This window comes from Mycobacterium sp. PTI7, from assembly GCF_056679845.1.
The window spans coordinates 2,127,320-2,144,505 of the sequence record NZ_CM155252.1 but is presented as its reverse complement, the minus strand read 5'-3'; the positions used below and the strand labels follow the sequence as shown (position 1 = coordinate 2,144,505).

The following is a 17,186-nucleotide window of genomic DNA, read 5'->3' as shown; positions in this document are numbered from 1 at the left end:
GGCCATCTCGGTACGGCCATGTCCGACGAGCATGGACCATGGAGGGCGTGCCCGAGGGTGACACCGTGTTCGCGTTGGCCCGCCGCCTGGAGGGCGCGCTCGACGGGCGCGTCCTGACCCGCGGCGAACTCCGCGTGCCCGCCCACGCGACGGCCGACCTCGCCGGACGCACGGTGCTGGCCCACGTGACCCACGGCAAGCACCTGCTCACCCGGCTCTCGGGCGACCTGACCCTGCACACGCACCTCAAGATGTCGGGCTCGTGGACCGTCTCCGCCACCGGGCGGTGGCTGCCACCGGCGGTCATGCCCGACGTGCGGGTGGTCCTGCGCACCGACGGGCCTGCGGCCTACGGCGTGAACCTGCCGCTCGTCGAACTCCTCGAGACGCGTGACGAGGCCGACGCCGTGGGCCACCTGGGCCCGGACCCGCTGCGCGACGACTGGGACGCCGACGACGGGGCCCGACGCATCGTCGCCGATCCCGGCCGTCCGCTGGTCGCCACCCTGCTCGACCAGCGGTGCGTGGCGGGCTTCGGCAATCTCTGGGCCAACGAACTGTGTTACCTACGCGGCCACAGCCCGTGGACGCCGGTGCGCGAGGTCGACGTGCCCGCCCTGCTGACCCTCGGCGCCCGGGCGCTGCGCCACTCCGCCACCGTTCCCGGCGCGATGCAGGTGACGACGGGCGTGCGGCGCAAGGGCGAACAGCACTGGGTGGCCGGCCGCGCCGGTCGGCCGTGCCTGCGGTGCGGGACGACCGTCCGCGTCGTCGCCGAGATCCCGGGCGACCCGGAGCGGCGACGCACCTGGTGGTGTCCGCACTGCCAACCGGGTCCCCAGGAGCCACCGCCCCGGGGACCATGATGGACGCCATGGAGTCGACCCGCGTCGATAGATGGTTGTGGGCCGTGCGGCTGGCGAAGACCCGTCCCGATGCCGCGGCGGCGTGTCGTGGTGGCCACGTCCGGATCAACGACCGCCCGGCCAAGCCGGCGGCCACGGTGGTGCCGGGCGACGAGGTGCGCGCCGTCATCGGCGACCGGCTCCGCATCGTGGAGGTCACGCGGGTCATCCAGAAGCGGGTGGGCGCCGCCGACGCGGTCACGTGCTACCTCGACCGCACCCCCGCGCTGCCCCCCACCGTCGCCGTCCCGGTGGCCGTGCGGGACCGCGGGGCGGGCAGGCCCACCAAGCGCGACCGGCGCGTCCTCGACCGGTGGCGTGCAGGTCAGGGCTGATTTCCGGCGTCGTCGCGGTACTGCACTCCCGTCACATTCGACACAGTGGTACCGGCCCAGGGTGTCGGCACGGGCGATGTCGGCGCCCTGATTAGGGTGGGCGGTCCGACGTTCTACGAATGGCAGGAGGCACGTGGCTGACGACGACGCGACGATGTCGGCCGCCCGGTTGCTCGAGGCGAACCGGGAGCTGCAGGCCTCGCCGGCGGTCCGGCTGCTGTCGACGCTGAACCTGGGGCTGTTCGCCACTCTGATGGACCGCCACCTCAGCGAGGGCGTCGCCGCCGAGACCGACCTCGTGGTGAAGCTCGAACGCGACCTCGCCGACCTCGGGCACCCCGACGGCCAGACCGGTCTCGCGCTGATCAAGTCGTGGGCCAGCCAGGGCTGGCTGCACCGCGTGGCCGACTCCCGCACCGGCGTCGAACGCAACCTCTGCTACCTGACGCAGGACGCCCGCCGCGCGCTGGACTTCCTGCGCGGGATGCGCAGGCAGGACACGATCGCCACCGGCGGTTCCATCACCGGGATCGCGGCGCGGCTCAAGCAGATCGCCCTCCGCGTCGGCGACGACCCCGTCCGGATCAGGGCCGGCATCGAGGCCGAGATCGAGGCGCTGCGCGCCGAACTGGACGCCCTCGACGCGGGATCGCGCCGGCCCGAGACCGACGTCACCGACGTCTACGACGAGGCGCGGGCGATCGCGCTGCAGATGGAACGGTTGATCACCGACATCGGGCAGTACGGCACGATGATCGAGCAGGCCACCGCGGCGCTCGACGAGCCCATCGACACCAACGTCGAGTACCGCGACCGGCAGCGCCGGATGTACGCCGACTACGAGGCGGCGTGGGACTCGCAGGGCCGCGACTCGCACCGGGCCTTCCTGCGGATGATCAACGACCCCGACCAGCGGGCCGAGTTCGAGGCCGACGTCGCCGCGGTCGCCGAGGCGCTGCCCGCGCTCGATCCCGCGCTGCGCAAGGTGATGGCGGGGTTCTTCGAGCTGGTGGGTCACCAGATCGACGAGGTCGAGCGGATCCAGCAGCGCTGCGCCCAGCGCGTCAAGCGGTTCACCGCGTTCGGCACGCTCGAGCAGAGCCGCGGCGTCGCCCGCCAGCTCAACGATGCGATCGGCGCGGCCCGGGCGCTGCTCAAGACGTCCTTCGTGGACTCGCGCCTCGACATCGAACTGCCGCTCGCCCGGCACGCCATCAGCTCCGTCGGCGCGCTCGGCTTCCGGATCGGCGACCTGTCGAACCCGCGGCCCGCCACCGCCGTACACGACGAGGTGGACCTGACCAGCTTCGCGGCGCTGGCCACGCAGGTGGATGCGCCGGCGATGTCGGACATGATCAACGCCGCGATCGTGGACGGTCCGCTGTCGCTGCCCGACGCGGTGACGCTGCTCGCCGCCGACGGACGGGGGGCCTACCTCGGGCACGTCATCGTGCTGTGGTCCTGGGCGCTCAAGCAACCGCACGCGGAGCGGGTGTCCGGATCGGCCACCGTCCGCTTCCAGTCACTCGACGGCCGCGACCGCGCCATGGAGGTCCCCCGACTCGTGTTCACCGAACCCATCTCCACGCTGCTGGGAGCCGCACCATGACACCGCCACTCGACGCGACGGGCTCCGACGCCGCCGTCTCCGCCGACGACATCTCGGCCTTCTCGGCACTGCCGCAGGTCGATCAGACCGCCCGGGCACCGCAGCAGCGGCGGCCCCGCTTCGACGGCGACGTCAGCGAGCTGCCCGACCGCGCGTGCTGGGCGCTGCAGCACCTGCTCACCCGCCGCTACGTCAGCGCCGAGGCCGACCGGGACCTGTTCAGCTGGGTGCGGGAGTACCGCGTGCCGCTCAGCGTCCGGCTGTCCGAACTCGACCTGCAGCTGCGCATCGTCGAAGGCGTGGACGTCGCGTTCGTCGAGCAGGCGCGGTACGAATCCGCCCGCGGCGTGAAGCTGCTGCGTCGGGAGCCGCTGGGAACCTATGACTCGATCCTGGCGCTGCACCTGGCGCAGATGATGCGGGCGTCGGGCGACCAGACGGTACTGATCAGCCGGGACGAGGTCCACGGGCTGTTCTCCGGCGTGCTCAACGACGTCGACAGGGACGCCGTCACGTTCACCGCCCGCATCGACGGCGCGATCGCCCGCCTCGCCGGGTTGGACATCCTGAAGCGCAGCAGCGACGACGAGGACAGCTACACCGTCAGCCCCGTCATCACCGCCGTGATGACGGCATCGGTGATCGCCGAACTCCAACAGCAGTTCGAGGCGCTGATGGGTGGCGCGGGGGCCGCGCCCGCCGCGTCCGCCGAGCAGGACGGGGACCTCGATGCCTGAGCAGTTCCACCTGTCGCGGCTCCAGGTCGTCAACTGGGGCGTGTTCGACGGCTACCACTCGATCCCCTTCGACCGGGGCGGCGCCCTGATCGCCGGCGCCTCCGGCAGCGGCAAGTCGTCTCTGCTGGACGCCATCTCGCTGGGCTTCCTGCCGTTCAACCGGCGCAACTTCAACGCCTCCGGCGACAACACCGCCGCCGGATCCAGTGCGGGCCGACGGACCGTCGACAAGTACGTCCGCGGCGCATGGGGACAGCGCAGCGACGGCGGCACCAGCCGGGTGATGTACCTGCGCGGCGACGGGACGGCGTGGTCCGCGGTGGCGGTCACCTACACCAGCACCGCCGGACGCACCGTCACCGGCCTCGTGCTCAAGTGGCTGACCGGTGAGTCCCGCGCGGACTCCTCGAGCCGGTTCGTGCTCGCCGACGGCGATCGCGACATCGAGGACGTCTGCAACCGCTGGGCCGCAGGACGTTTCGACGCCGGGGTCTTCAAGGACGACTGGCGCTTCTCGACGCGGGTGGAGTCGCAGTACCTCGCGCAGCTCTACGCGACCATCGGCATCCGCGCGTCGGACGCCGCCCAGCAGCTGCTCGGCAAGGCGAAGTCGCTCAAGAGCGTCGGCGGTCTCGAGCAGTTCGTCCGGGAGTTCATGCTCGACGAACCCAGCAGCCTGGCCCGTCTCCCCGAGGCGCTCAAGCAGATCGACCCGCTGGTCGACGCCCGGGAACTGCTCGCCGTCGCCCAGCGCAAGCGCAAGATCCTCGGCGACATCGAGGCCATCCAGCAGCGGTACGCCCTCGAATCGTCGGACCTGGGCATCATCGACCTCGTCGACCAGCCGATGGTGCGGGCCTACACCGATCACGTCCGGCTGGCGCAGTGCCCGGCCCAGATCGTCGGCCTCGACGCCACCATCGACCAGCTCGGCAACGAGTACGAGGACGTCACCCGGCAGCTCAATCTGGCCAAGGCGGAGGGTGATTCGCTCAACGCTCAGATCAGCGGGTCCAGCGCCAGCATCGGTCCGCTGCAGTCGCAGGTGGCGGCTGCGGAGGCACAGGCCGAGGAGGTCTCGCGCCGGCACGCCGCCTACGAGGCGATGCTGGTCGCGCAGGATCTCGACGTGCCGGAGACCGCCGACGAGTTCTGGAACCTGCGCGAGGACCTCGGCGGCCAGGTCACCGAACTGATGGCCAAGCTCGACCGCGGGCGGGAGGCCTCCACCGACGCCGAGTACACCCAGAAGGTGGCGCGCATCGCGCGCGACGACGCCGCCAAGGAACTGCGTCGCGTCGAACACGTCGGATCGGCGCTGCCCGAGTCCGCGATCGCGATGCGCGACGTCATCTGCGGCGCACTGGGTCTCGACGCCCGGGAACTGCCCTACATCGCCGAACTGATGGATCTGCGACCCGAGCAGAGCCGCTGGCGGATGGCGGTGGAGAAGGTGCTGCGCGGGGTGGGACTGCGGCTGCTGGTCCCCGACCGGCACTACGCGGCGGTGCTGCGCTTCGTCAACGAGACCGACATGCGCGGCCGCCTGCAGGTGCATCACGTGCGGGAACGGCTGCTCGGCGCCGAGCCCGCCGACGCCGACCCGAACACGTTGGCGGGCAAGCTGTTCCTCGTCGACGTCACCCACGTCTGCGCGGCCGAGGCCGCCGACGTCGTGGCCGCGGCCGGTGACCACGTCTGCGTCGACAGCCCCGACCTGTTCCCCCGCTTCCGTCGCGCGGTGACCGACACCGGCCTGTACAAGGACTCCGACCGGCTCGCCATCAAGGACGACCGGCGGGCGCTGCGGCAGGCCGAGTACATCTACCAGGGCGACGTGGCCGCCAAGATCGACGCGCTGACCGTCGACCTCGCCGTCGCGGAGGAGGCGTACCAGGCCGCCCATCGCGCCGCGGACGACATCGCCGCCCAGCGTCAGCTCGTGCGCGACCGTGCGTCGGCGTGCAAGGCGATCTGCGAGCAGTTCCCGCAGTGGAACCACGTCGACACCGAGACCGCCGACGGCCACGCCGACCGGTTGCGCGAGCAGTACGAGCTGCTGCTCGCCGAGCACCCCGACATCGAGGCGCTCAACGCCCGCGCCGACGCGTGCTGGGACGAGATCCAGAACCTGATGACCCGCCGCGGCGCGATCCAGACCCGCCGTGACGACCTCGACGGCCGCCGGACCCGGCTGCTGGAGCTGCAGGAACGGCTGTCGCCGGCGTTCGTGTCCGAGCCGCTGACCGATCTGCTCGACCGGTACGCCGACGACGTGCCCGTGACGCTGGAGCTGCTCAACCCGGAGCCGCACCGCGAGGCGGTGTTCACCGCGATCCGGCGCGAACGCGATCAGCTCCGCGAGAGCCGCAGGCGCTCCTACGACGAACTCGCGCGCATCCTCAACACGTTCGACACCGCGTTCCCCGACGCCGTGCCCAACGACAGCGACGTCTTCGACGAGCGCGTGCACGACTACGTCGCGGTGTGCCGGCACATCGACGAGCGGGAACTGCCCGAGGCCTACGAGCGCATGATGCGACTGGTCACCGAGCAGGCGCCCGACGCGATCCTGACGCTGCACCGGATCGCCGAGCAGGAGGCCCGGCGCATCAGCGATCAGATCGACCGGGTGAACACCGGTCTGGGGTCGGTGGAGTTCAACCGCGGGACGCGTCTGACGCTGCGCGCGACGCAGCGCAGCCTGACGGCCGTCGCCGAGCTGACCGACGTCGTGCGGGCCATCTCGCGACGGATCGCCGAGGTGGGGCTCGGCGACAAGCAGGCCATCCTCGACCAGTACGCCGACATCCTGCGGCTGCGGAACCGGCTCGCGTCCACCGCCCCGGAGGACCGGGCGTGGACCCGCGACGCCCTCGACGTGCGCAACCGCTTCACGTTCGACTGCGCCGAGTGGGACGTGGCGAGCGGAGAGCTGATCCGTACGCACAGCAACGCCGGTGACAACTCCGGCGGCGAGCAGGAGAAGCTCATGGCGTTCTGCCTGGCCGGGGCGCTGAGCTTCAACCTCGCCAGTCCCGGTAGTTCGGACAACCGGCCGGTGTTCGCCCAGCTGATGCTCGACGAGGCGTTCTCGAAGTCGGACCCCCAGTTCGCGCAGCAGGCGCTGCAGGCGTTCCGCAAGTTCGGCTTCCAGCTCGTCATCGTCGCGACCGTGCAGAACGCCACCACCATTCAGCCCTACATCGACGGCGTGGTCATGGTGTCCAAGCGCGAGGCGACCGGCCGCGACGCCCGTCCGGTCGCCACCGTCGCGACCAAGACGATCTCCGACTTCACCGCGCTGCGCCAGGAGTTGAGCGCATCGGTCGACCGGGTTCCCGCCGGAGTCTGACCGCCCGACCTACACTCCCGGATGTGAGCACTCCCCCGACCACCGAGGACGGGCACTACGTCGTGATCGACGGGCGCCGGTGGCGGGCGACCGACCCATCGATCCCCGAGGAACGGCGGGCGGAACTCACCCGCATCCTGATGGCCTGGCGCCGGGACGTGCGCCGCACCAGGGGAACCGACGGCGAGCGGACGTCACGGGCGGGAGTGCAGGCCGCCAAGGTCGCACTCGGCGAGCGTGGCACGCCGCCGTGGTGGGAGCAGTCCGACGCCGAACGCCGGGCACGGTGGCAGGCCGACGTCCCGGTGCCGGACGACACCCCGTCGTCATGACACGCGTCGGTGCGCTGCTGACCCTGCTCGCGCTCAACGTGATCCCGGCGCTCGGGTGGTTCGCCGGGAACTGGTCGGACGGCACGACGCTCGCGGTGTACTGGTTCGAGAACGTGGCCGTGTGCATGTCGGTGTGGGCGCGCATCGTGGTGCACCGGCGGCGCAGTCCGCGCCGCGGCCACTTCCGCTACGAGGCGGCGGGCGAGGCCAAGCGCAGCACGACGGGGTCGTTCATTCAGGGCTACCTCGTCACCACCCTGGCGTTCTGCGCCGCACACGGCGTCTTCCTCGGCGTGATCCTGCTGCTGCTCACCGTCAACGGCCGAGGCGACGTCGCGGTCGTCGACTGGCGGACGGTCGCGATTGGATGCACGTGCGTGGTCGTCGTGCTGCTCGTCGACGTGGCGGTCGACCTCCGGAGCCTGCCCGACTGGTCGTTCCTGTCGATCGAGCAGATGGCCTACCGGGGGCTGGGACGCGTCGTCGTCGTCCACCTCACCCTGATCTTCGGCTTCGTCGCGGTCGCCGTCACGGATGCACCCAGCTCGCTGTTCGGCGTCTTCATCGTGCTCAAGACCCTGTATGCGCTGAGTTCGGCTCTGCCGCAATGGGAACCGGCGACCGCACCGGCGTGGCTGAGCCGACTGATGAACCGCATGCCCAACGTCCGCCCCGGCGAGCGGTTCGAGGACGTCTGGGTCGAGGACCGCGCCGACGAACTCGAGCGACGGGCCCGCAACGAGGAGCCGTGGACCCCGCCCGGCGCACGCCGCGCCCGCTGACGCATCACCCGCGGCGACGTGGGTATCCGCCTCGCGTGGTGACGACGAGTGGCGAGGAGGCGACGGGATGACGGCTCGTGGGTGGCAGGTGGTCGTGGCGACGGCCTACAACGAGGGCAACCCCGCCGACGGTGCGCAGGAGACCGTCGTCGCCGATGCCGGCGAGGACGAGGCCCGGCGTGTCTACGCGGACACGGTCGCTGCGGCCGCCGACGAGGGATGGGCGTACGTGCGGCTGCGTTCGGCGGGGCGAGACGTCGATCACTGGCCGCCCGCGTCCGGTTGGACCAGCTGACCTCCGGTGACAGGATGGTCGGCGTGGCTGAGCGCGTCGAATTCCCGAGCACGACCGGACCCACCCTGGCCGGCGTCCTCGACGTCCCGCCCGGCGAGATCCGCGGGTGGGGCGTGTTCGCGCACGGCTTCACCCTCGGCAAGGACTGCCCCGCCGCCAGCCGCATGTGCAAGCAGCTGGCCGGCGAGGGCATCGGCATGCTGCGCTTCGACAACCTCGGTCTCGGGCACTCCGAGGGCGACTGGGGCGACGGGTCGTTCTCGCACAAGGTCGCCGACACCGTCCGCGCCGTCGAGTACATGAACGACGCCGGCCGCGAGGTGAGCCTCCTGGTCGGCCACTCCTTCGGAGGTGCGGCGGCCATCGCCGCCGCGCACGACTGTCCGTCGGTCGCCGCCGTCGCGAGCGTCGGTTCGCCGTTCCAGCCGGCCCACGTCGAACACAACTACGACGCACTGGTGGCGCGCATCGAGTCCGACGGCGAGGCCCCGTTCCTGATCGGCGGCAAGGCGCTCACCCTCAAGCGGCACTTCATCGACGACGTGCGCGCCGCCGATCTCCGCGAGCGCATCAAGACGCTGCGGCGGGCGCTGCTGGTGATGCACTCCCCGACCGACAACACGGTGGGCATCGCGAACGCCAGCGACATCTTCCGCGCCGCGCGCCACCCCCGCAGCTTCGTCTCCCTCGAGGGCGCCGACCACCTGCTGACCGGCAAGAACCAGGCGGCCCGCGCGGCCCGGATCATCAGCGCCTGGGCCGACCCGTACCTGTGACCGCACGCCCGACGACGGCTGCACCGGACGGCACATCCGTCGTGCGAATGCGCCCAGACGGCGGGTGACCCGAAGCTAGGCTCGGACCCGACACCCGGGAACCGAGCTCAGCGAGGAGCACACGCCCATGGCCAGCCCAGCACACCCCGAAGCCGACCCCACCGCCGAGACACCGTTCGAGCGCGCGGTCGCCGCCACCCAGGCGTACTTCGACTCGCCGCGGTTCGAGGGCATCATCCGGCTGTACAGCGCCCGTCAGGTGGTCGAGCAGCGCGGCACCATCCCGTCGGACCACATCGTGGCGCGCGAGGCCGCCGAGGCGTTCTACCCGCACCTGCGAAAGCTGTTCGCGGAGAAGCGAAGCATCACGACCTTCGGCCCGTACTCGCCCGGCCAGGCCGTGGTGATGAAGCGGATGGGCATCGAGGGCATCTACCTCGGCGGCTGGGCGACGTCGGCCAAGGGGTCGATCAGCGAGGATCCGGGGCCCGACCTCGCCAGCTACCCGTTGAGTCAGGTGCCCGAGGAGGCCGCCGGTCTGGTCCGGGCGCTGCTGACCGCCGACCGCAACCAGCAGTACCTGCGCCTGCAGATGAACGACGAGCAGCGCGCGGCCACCCCCGTGTACGACTACCGGCCGTTCATCATCGCCGACGCCGACACGGGCCACGGCGGCGATCCGCACGTCAGGAACCTGATCCGGCGGTTCGTCGAGGCCGGTGTCCCGGGCTACCACATCGAGGATCAGCGGCCGGGCACCAAGAAGTGCGGCCACCAGGGCGGCAAGGTCCTGGTCCCGTCGGACGAGCAGCTCAAGCGGCTCAACACCGCGCGGTTCCAGCTGGACGTGATGGGCGTCCCCGGCATCATCGTGGCGCGCACGGACGCCGAGGCCGCCAACCTCATCGACAGCCGTGCCGACGAGCGTGACCAGCCGTTCCTGCTCGGTGCCACCAACCTCAAGATCCCCACCTACAAGTCGTGCTTCCTGGCGGTCATGCGGCGCTTCCACCAGCGCGGCGTCACGGAACTCAACGGGCACCTGCTGTACGCGCTACCCGACGGCGAATACGCCACGGCCGAGGCGTGGCTCGAGCGGCAGGGGCTGCTGAGCGTCATCGACGAGGCGGCCGCGGTCTGGCTCGACGGCCGGGAGTCGTCGGTGGACAAGGTGTACGACGAGGTCGAGTCCGGGTTCATCGATGCGTGGCAGCTCGACTCGGGTCTGCAGACCTACGGCGAGGCCGTGGCGGAACTGCTCGACTTCCGTGCCCGCGAGGGTGAGACCCCCGGGATGAGCGCCGACGAGTTCCGCGCGTTCGCCGAGCGGGCGCCGCTCTACACCGCGCGCGAGAAGGCGCGGGAACTCGGTGTCGACGTCGCCTGGGACTGCGAACGGGCCAAGACGCCGGAGGGCTACTTCCAGGTTCGCGGCGGCATCCCGTACGCGATCGTGAAGTCGCTCGCCGCTGCGCCGTTCGCCGACATCCTGTGGATGGAGACCAAGACCGCGGACCTCGCGGACGCGCGTCAGTTCGCCGAGGCCATCCACGCCGTCCACCCCGACCAGATGCTGGCGTACAACCTGTCCCCCTCGTTCAACTGGGACACCACGGGCATGACGGACGACGAGATGCGGGCGTTCCCCGAGGAACTGGGCAAGATGGGCTTCGTCTTCAACTTCATCACCTACGGCGGGCACCAGGTCGACGGCGTCGCCTCCGAGGAGTTCGCCACCGCGCTGCGGCAGGAGGGCATGCTCGCGCTCGCCCGGCTGCAACGCAAGATGCGGCTCGTCGAATCTCCTTATCGCACACCGCAAACCCTCGTCGGCGGACCTCGCAGCGACGCGGCGCTGGCCGCGTCGTCCGGCCGGACCGCCACCACCAAGTCGATGGGCAAGGGCTCCACCCAGCATCAGCACCTGGTGCAGACCGAGGTGCCGAAGAAGCTGCTCGAGGAGTGGCTCGCGATGTGGAGCGAGTACTACGAGTTCGGCGAGAAGCTGCACGTTCAGCTTCGGCCCCGGCGGGCCGGCTCGGACGTCCTGGACCTGGGCATCTACGGCGACGGCGAGGACCCGCTGGCCAACGTGGTGGTCGACCCGATCAAGGACCGGCACGGCCGGAGCATCCTCACCGTGCGCGACCAGAACACCTTCGCCGAGAAGCTGCGACAGAAGCGGCTGATGGACGTCATCCACCTGTGGCTGATCCACCGGTTCAAGGCCGAGATCGTCTACTACGTGACGCCGACCGAGGACAACATCTATCAGACCGAGAAGATGAAGAGCCACGGCATCTTCAGCGACGTCTACCAGGAGGTCGGCGAGATCATCGTCGCCGACGTCAACCAGTCGCGCATCGACGAACTGCTCGCCCCGGACCGCGACGCGCTGTCGCGGTTGATCCGCAAGGAGGACTAGCTAGTCGGTGTGCGGCGTCGCCGGAGGTTCTGGCGCGGCGCCACCGTCCTCGGGCAGCAGTTCGGCCGAGCCGTCGTCCTCCTCGGCGGCGAGGTGCTCTTCTTCGATCCGTCGGCCCGAGGGTTCGGTCATCGTCGTCCGTCCTTGTCGTGTGCAGTCGTGACGCGGCTACCCCGGCGGCACCGTCGCCAATCAGCGCCGCCCGGGATCGGCCGGAGTGAGGTCGCCCGATCCGGGAACTCCCCGACCATGACCACACTCGAATACGCGCCGGGCCGCCACGCCGACGTCTACGCCGACGTCTACGCCGACGACCGGCGTCCGATCGTCCTGCTGTGGCACGGCATGCAGACCGACTCCCGGGCGGCCGTCGCTCCCCTCGCCGAATCGATCGCCGGGCACGGCCTGTGCGTCGTCGCCGCGGACTGGGACTCGCACGCCGACGACGGCGGCCGCGCGGACCTGCTCGCGTCGGTGGAGTTCGCCCGCGACCGGTCGCCGGAGGGACTGATCCTGGTGGGGTGGTCGATGGGCGGCCTCGCCGCCGCCGGGGTCACCCTCGAGGCGTCGCGGCTCGGCGTACACCTGCTGCACACGGTCTGCCTGGCGGGCGCCTTCACCGCGCGTGACCCGATCTCGGGCGGCCCGCTGACCCAGAGCCCGCTCGGAGCGGGCGAGGGGACGCCGTTCACGCTCCTGCACGGCACCGCGGACGACGTCGTCCCCGTCGAGGTGAGCCGGGTTTTCGCGGCCCGCCTGCACGACATCGACTGGCCGGTGGAGGTGGTCGAACTCGCCACCGATCACGGGGCCATCGCCGGTGCCGTGTACGACCCGGTGGCGGACCGCTACGACCCGGCCACCGACGACGAGACACTGCGCGTGGCAACCGACGTCGCGGCGCGGATCGCCGCGGTCGCGGGCCGCTGATCCCGCGCGGGTCAGTGCGACGCGGTGCGCCGCGCCGCCGCCCGGGCGCCCAGGTACAGCACCGCTCCCACGGCCAGCAGGATCGCCGCGAACAGCCACACCGTCGCCGTCTGCTGGGTCAGCAGCAGCACGCAGGACGCGACGCCGAGCACCGGCACCACCGACCACACCCGGAAGTGGTCGTGGTCCACGCGGTCACGCCGCAGCACCAGCACCGCGACGTTGGTGGAGATGAACACGAACAGCAGCAGCAGGACCACCGTCTCGGCGAGCGTCGACAGGTCGCCGACGAGAGTCAGCACCATCGCGACCGCCGTGGTCGCCACGATGGCCACCCACGGCGTCCGGCGCTGGGGCAGAACGCGATTCAGGGCGCTCGGCAGCAGGCCGTGCTCGGCCATCCCGTAGGCCAGCCGACTCGACATGATCATGGTGAGCAACGCTCCGTTAGCGACGGCGACCAGCGCGATGGCGCTGAACAGCCAGCTCGGCACGTCGACCCCGGACGCGCCGACGACGGCCAGCAGCGGGCCCGACGAGGCCGAGAGTTCCTCCGGCGGCAGGGCGATGGCGCTGGCGATGCCGACGAGCGCGTAGACGACGCCCGCGGTGATCAACGCGCCGAACAGCGCGGCGGGGTAGACCTTGCTCGGATTGCGGATCTCCTCGGCGACGTTGGCCGACGTCTCGAAGCCGACGAACGAGTAGTACGCGACGATGGCGCCGGCCAGGATCGCCATGGCGGGCACCGAGCCCTCGGGGAACTGCGTGACGCGGCCGACGTCACCGCGGCCGCCGCCGACCATCACCGCCACCACGACGATGACGATGAGCAGACCGGACAGCTCGATCACCGTCATGACCATGTTGCTCTTCATCGACTCGCTGATGCCACGCGCGTTGAGGCATGCGACGAGCACCAGGAACACCATGGCCGCGGGCACCGCGGGCACGTCGACGAACGTCGTCAGATAGTCGCCGGCGAAGGCGATCGCCAGACCCGCCGCGCTGGTGACGCCCGCGGCCAGCATGCAGAAGCCGATGAGGAACGACACCACCGGCCGACCGAACGCCCGCTCGGCGAACACGGCGGCGCCGCCGGCCTTCGGGTACTTCGTGACGAGTTCGGCGTACGACCCGGCGGTCAGCAGCGCCAGCACCAGCGCCGCGACCAGCGGCGCCCAGAGCGCCCCGCCGACGTCCTCGGCGAGGACGCCCATCAGCGCGTAGATCCCGGCCCCGAGCACGTCGCCGAGGATGAACAGGAACAGCAGCGGTCCCGTGATGCCCCGCTTGAGCTTGGTCTCCGCGGGTGCATCGGTGGAGTGGGCCTCGGCCTCCGACGTCATGTGATCCTCCTGGGTGAGTGATCGTGATACCCCCTGGATTGCGGCCCAAGCATCAGCGGTGACGTCGGCGTGACGCCCCGTGTGATCCCGGCCCGACCGGGTACTGCCCCGACATGACCGACATGGCAGAACGCTTCACGTCCGCACTTGGCGAACTTCACACCAGCAAGAACGTCGATCCCCTCGTCGAGTTGTTCGGCGACGACGCCACGTTGAGCAAGGCCGGCCTCCCCCACACGGAGAAGGGCAAGGACGGCGCACGCACCTTCTGGGAGCAGTACCGCGACGTGTTCGGCGACATCGAGTCCGACTTCAGCCACCAGGTGGTCGACGACGACCTCGTCGTCCTGGAGTGGACGTCGAAGGGAACCCTGCGCGACGGCAGCGACTTCACCTACGACGGCGTCAGCATCTTCGAGGCCGACGGCGACTCGATCAGCGCGTTCCGCACCTATTACGACACGGCGGCGTTCCTGAGCGCCGAGGCGAAGAAGCGATAGCGGCGGCACACGGGCGTGGCGGTGGCACAGTGAACGTCGTGAACACCGACTCGCCGACCGCCGCGCTGACCACCCGCCTGGGAGGCGAGCGGTTCGTGTCCCTGACGACGTACAAGCGCAGCGGCGACGCCGTCGCGACGCCGATGTGGATCGTGCGGGACGGCGACGGCCTCTCGGCGTGGACGCCGGCGGACTCGTGGAAGGTCAAGCGCGCGCGTCGCGACGCGCGGGTGACGCTGCGCGCGTGCGGCCGCACCGGACGGGTGGACCCCGGCGAGCCGATCCTGGTCGGTGAGGCCACGGTCGTCACCGATCGCGGCGAGGTCGCGCGGGTCGAGCACCTGGTCAAGCAGAAGTACGGCATCGAGTTCCGAATCATGACGCTGATCGAGGCCATCGTGTCGCGTGGGCGCAAAGACCGTGTCCTGCTTCGCATCTCACCGACGTCGACCGAGGAGAACTGACATGAGTGGCGCACGTCCGAAGGTGCTCGTCATCGGTGGCGGCTTCGGCGGGCTGTTCTGTGCCCGCCGTCTCGGCAAGGTCGACGTCGACGTCACGCTGCTCGACCGCGCGGCGTGCCACGTGTTCCAGCCGCTGCTCTACCAGTGCGCGACGGGCACGTTGAGCATCGGCCAGATCAGCCGCTCGCTGCGCGAGGAATTGGCCGACCGCCCCAACGTCCAGACCCTCCTCGGCGAGGCGATCCGGCTCGACCCCGACGCGCGGACGGTCACCGCACGCCGTCCCGACGAGACCGAGTACGTGCTCGAGTACGACTACCTGGTAGTCGCGGCAGGCATGCGCCAGTCCTACTTCGGGCGCGACGACTTCGCCGCCTGGGCGCCCGGCATGAAGACCCTCGACGACGCGCTGAGCATCCGCCGCCGGGTCTTCGCGGCGTTCGAGATCGCCGAGACCCTCCCGCCCGGTCCGGAACGCGATGGCTGGCTCACCTTCGTGGTCTCGGGGGCGGGGCCCACGGGAGTCGAACTGGCCGGACAGATCAGGGAATTGGCGACCCGTGCCCTCGCCAACGAGTTCCACGCCATCGAGCCCGAGGAGGCACGGGTGCTGCTGTTCGACGGCGGCGACCGCGTCCTCAAGTCGTTCGCACCGAAGATGGCGCAGCAGGCCGGCCGCACCCTGGAGGCGCTCGGCGTCGAGCTGCACTTCGGCGTGCACGTGACCGACGTCCGGCGCGACGGCGTGACCGTCAGCCCCAAGGGTGGCGGCCCCAGCGAGGACTACGCGGCCCGCACGGTGCTCTGGACGGCGGGCGTGGAGGCCGTGCCGTTCGCCCGGCACGCCGCGGAGGTCCTCGGAGCGCAGACCGATCGGTCCGGCCGGATCTCGGTCAGCGCCGACCTGTCGGTTCCCGGTCACCCCGACGTGTTCGTGATCGGCGACCTGGCGGGCCGCGACGGCCTACCCGGGGTCGCCGAGAACGCGATGCAGGGCGGGCTGCACGTCGCCGCGTGCATCCGGCGCGACCTCGCGACCCGTGGCCGCAAGAACTTCCGCTACCGCGATCTCGGGTCCGCCGCGTACATCAGCCGCGGTCACGCGCTGCTGCAGGCGGGTCCGATCAAGCTCACCGGCAAGCTCGGCTGGCTCGGCTGGGGGTTCATCCACATCGCGTTCCTCACCGGCGTGCAGAACCGCGTGAGCACCGTCGCGACCTGGATGGCGACGATCGCGCGCGCCAACCGCACCGACCGCACGTTCATCCTCGGCGGGTCGGGTCACCCCGAGGAGCCCTACACCTGGGAGTCGCCGGTGCATCAGGGCCACCACTCGACCGACGGCGATCAGAAGGCGTAGCGGACCCGGCAGGTGGGCAGCGTCCCTTCCTCGTATCCGTCGGTGTGATCCATCCGTCAGATGGCGGCGAGTCCGGCCAGCGCGCACGCCTCGTCGTCGGCCGTGCTCGCGCCGCTGACACCGATGCCGCCGATGACCCGGCCGTCGACCGCGACGGGGACGCCCCCGCCGAAGATGACGAACCGGCCGCCCGCGGTGGCGTGCAGCCCGAACAGTTCACCGCCCGGTGCGGCGAGGGTGGCCAGTTCCGACGTCGCGATCCGGTTGGCCACCGAGGTGTAGGCCTTGTCGACGGCGAGCACGGGTCCGGCGATCTCGGCGCCGTCCATCCGGCCGAACGCGATCAGGTGTCCACCGGCGTCGACGACCGCCGCCGACACCAGGACCGAGCGTCGCGCGGCCTCGGCGTGGGCGGCGGCGATGATGCGCAGTGCGGTCGGGAAGTCGAGGGTCACGCCACGAAACTACGACGTCGGGAGGCATTCGATCGTGCGTTCGGACACTCCGGAATGCTCCCGGCCGCCGGGGCGTTAGGCTGGGCGTCGGTTGGGCTCATTATTCGGAAGCGATGTGGTTGACGTGAAGCGCGGAATTCTCCTGTTCGGATGTGCCGTGATGTTCGCGTCGGTCCCCCTGGTCGCTGCGTCGCCCGCATCCGCGACCTGCCCGTACGGCACCGCGCAGACCCGCTTCGACGGCGTCTGCACGAAGAGCGGCTCGAGCGGCCCGGCGTACCTGCCGCCTGCGGTGTCGCCGCCCGGCGCCAACGTCGTCCTCAACCCCAACGGGTTCTCGACGGTCAACGGCATCCCTTGCACGCCCGAGAACATCGGCAAGTGCTACGCACTGCAGCAGAGCCAGGGTTAGCAGCGCGCTCCCTGCCACGAGTTCTGCACGACGGTCGTTGGTGAGGCTTTCTGGCGACGCTCGTGCAGAATTCGCGCGCCTCGTCGCGGTTCCTTGCACGACCCACTGCTAGTCGATGCTGATCTCACGCACAGCTGGTACTTACCTTCGCTAACGATGATGGAC

At 70.7% G+C, this 17,186-nt stretch carries 18 protein-coding genes; 15 read left to right on the top strand and 3 right to left on the bottom strand.

Translation table 11 applies throughout. The annotated features are described in order from the left end of the window. Positions 1–47 precede the first annotated feature (47 nt). From AC1MEY_RS10350 to aceA, 10 genes are all read left to right on the top strand, one after another. A complete protein-coding gene (locus AC1MEY_RS10350) occupies positions 48–866 on the top strand; it encodes a DNA-formamidopyrimidine glycosylase family protein (protein WP_480230550.1) in 819 nt (272 codons plus the stop codon). An 8-nt stretch (positions 867–874) separates the two neighbouring features. After that, complete coding sequence (locus tag AC1MEY_RS10345) at positions 875–1,240, top strand: RNA-binding S4 domain-containing protein (protein ID WP_480230549.1); 366 nt, start codon at positions 875–877, stop codon at positions 1,238–1,240. A gap of 133 nt (positions 1,241–1,373) precedes the next feature. Next, complete coding sequence (locus tag AC1MEY_RS10340) at positions 1,374–2,849, top strand: DUF3375 domain-containing protein (RefSeq protein ID WP_480230548.1); 1,476 nt, start codon at positions 1,374–1,376, stop codon at positions 2,847–2,849. Then, positions 2,846–3,586 (top strand): DUF4194 domain-containing protein, encoded by a 741-nt coding sequence (locus AC1MEY_RS10335; RefSeq protein ID WP_480230547.1) that lies wholly within the window; start codon positions 2,846–2,848, stop codon positions 3,584–3,586. Before AC1MEY_RS10340 ends, AC1MEY_RS10335 begins: the two co-directional genes overlap by 4 nt. Further along, a complete protein-coding gene (locus AC1MEY_RS10330) occupies positions 3,579–6,941 on the top strand; it encodes an ATP-binding protein (RefSeq protein WP_480230546.1) in 3,363 nt (1,120 codons plus the stop codon). Before AC1MEY_RS10335 ends, AC1MEY_RS10330 begins: the two co-directional genes overlap by 8 nt. A 23-nt stretch (positions 6,942–6,964) precedes the next feature. Continuing rightward, complete coding sequence (locus tag AC1MEY_RS10325) at positions 6,965–7,273, top strand: hypothetical protein (protein ID WP_480230545.1); 309 nt, start codon at positions 6,965–6,967, stop codon at positions 7,271–7,273. Beyond that, a complete protein-coding gene (locus tag AC1MEY_RS10320) occupies positions 7,270–8,055 on the top strand; it encodes a DUF6498-containing protein (RefSeq protein WP_480230544.1) in 786 nt (261 codons plus the stop codon). Before AC1MEY_RS10325 ends, AC1MEY_RS10320 begins: the two co-directional genes overlap by 4 nt. Positions 8,056–8,122: 67 nt before the next feature. Next, on the top strand, positions 8,123–8,350 hold the full coding sequence (locus AC1MEY_RS10315) for a hypothetical protein (protein WP_480230543.1): 228 nt from the start codon (positions 8,123–8,125) through the stop codon (positions 8,348–8,350). A gap of 23 nt (positions 8,351–8,373) precedes the next feature. After that, the gene (locus tag AC1MEY_RS10310; RefSeq protein ID WP_480230542.1) at positions 8,374–9,126 is read left to right on the top strand and encodes an alpha/beta hydrolase family protein; all 753 of its coding nucleotides are present in this window, start codon (positions 8,374–8,376) and stop codon (positions 9,124–9,126) included. A 127-nt stretch (positions 9,127–9,253) separates the two neighbouring features. Further along, positions 9,254–11,551: an isocitrate lyase ICL2 gene (gene aceA / locus AC1MEY_RS10305; RefSeq protein ID WP_480230541.1), complete on the top strand. Its 2,298-nt coding sequence runs from the start codon at positions 9,254–9,256 to the stop codon at positions 11,549–11,551. On the opposite strand, the gene AC1MEY_RS10300 is transcribed toward aceA, so the two are convergent. Further along, entirely contained in the window at positions 11,552–11,683 is a 132-nt protein-coding gene (locus AC1MEY_RS10300) for a hypothetical protein (RefSeq protein ID WP_480230540.1), read from the bottom strand. Positions 11,684–11,800: 117 nt separating this feature from the next. Here AC1MEY_RS10300 and AC1MEY_RS10295 point away from each other — a divergent pair, with 117 nt between their 5' ends. Then, complete coding sequence (locus AC1MEY_RS10295) at positions 11,801–12,481, top strand: alpha/beta hydrolase (protein ID WP_480230539.1); 681 nt, start codon at positions 11,801–11,803, stop codon at positions 12,479–12,481. Positions 12,482–12,492: 11 nt separating this feature from the next. Here the strand turns inward: AC1MEY_RS10295 and AC1MEY_RS10290 are convergent, their stop codons facing one another. Then, complete coding sequence (locus tag AC1MEY_RS10290; protein WP_480230538.1) at positions 12,493–13,830, bottom strand: APC family permease; 1,338 nt, start codon at positions 13,828–13,830, stop codon at positions 12,493–12,495. 113 nt (positions 13,831–13,943) lie between these two features. Here AC1MEY_RS10290 and AC1MEY_RS10285 point away from each other — a divergent pair, with 113 nt between their 5' ends. Genes AC1MEY_RS10285 through AC1MEY_RS10275 form a run of 3 tightly spaced genes read left to right on the top strand, consistent with a single transcriptional unit; the run spans position 13,944 to position 16,154 of the window. Then, a complete protein-coding gene (locus AC1MEY_RS10285; RefSeq protein ID WP_480230537.1) occupies positions 13,944–14,330 on the top strand; it encodes a nuclear transport factor 2 family protein in 387 nt (128 codons plus the stop codon). 38 nt (positions 14,331–14,368) lie between these two features. Continuing rightward, complete coding sequence (locus AC1MEY_RS10280) at positions 14,369–14,794, top strand: PPOX class F420-dependent oxidoreductase (protein ID WP_480230536.1); 426 nt, start codon at positions 14,369–14,371, stop codon at positions 14,792–14,794. Between the two features lies 1 nt (position 14,795). Next, a complete protein-coding gene (locus tag AC1MEY_RS10275; protein WP_480230535.1) occupies positions 14,796–16,154 on the top strand; it encodes an NAD(P)/FAD-dependent oxidoreductase in 1,359 nt (452 codons plus the stop codon). A 56-nt stretch (positions 16,155–16,210) separates the two neighbouring features. Here AC1MEY_RS10275 and AC1MEY_RS10270 read toward each other — a convergent pair whose 3' ends face one another. After that, on the bottom strand, positions 16,211–16,609 hold the full coding sequence (locus tag AC1MEY_RS10270) for a GlcG/HbpS family heme-binding protein (RefSeq protein ID WP_480230534.1): 399 nt from the start codon (positions 16,607–16,609) through the stop codon (positions 16,211–16,213). A 124-nt stretch (positions 16,610–16,733) separates the two neighbouring features. Here AC1MEY_RS10270 and AC1MEY_RS10265 point away from each other — a divergent pair, with 124 nt between their 5' ends. After that, on the top strand, positions 16,734–17,021 hold the full coding sequence (locus AC1MEY_RS10265; RefSeq protein ID WP_480230533.1) for a hypothetical protein: 288 nt from the start codon (positions 16,734–16,736) through the stop codon (positions 17,019–17,021). The last annotated feature ends 165 nt before the right edge of the window (positions 17,022–17,186 follow it).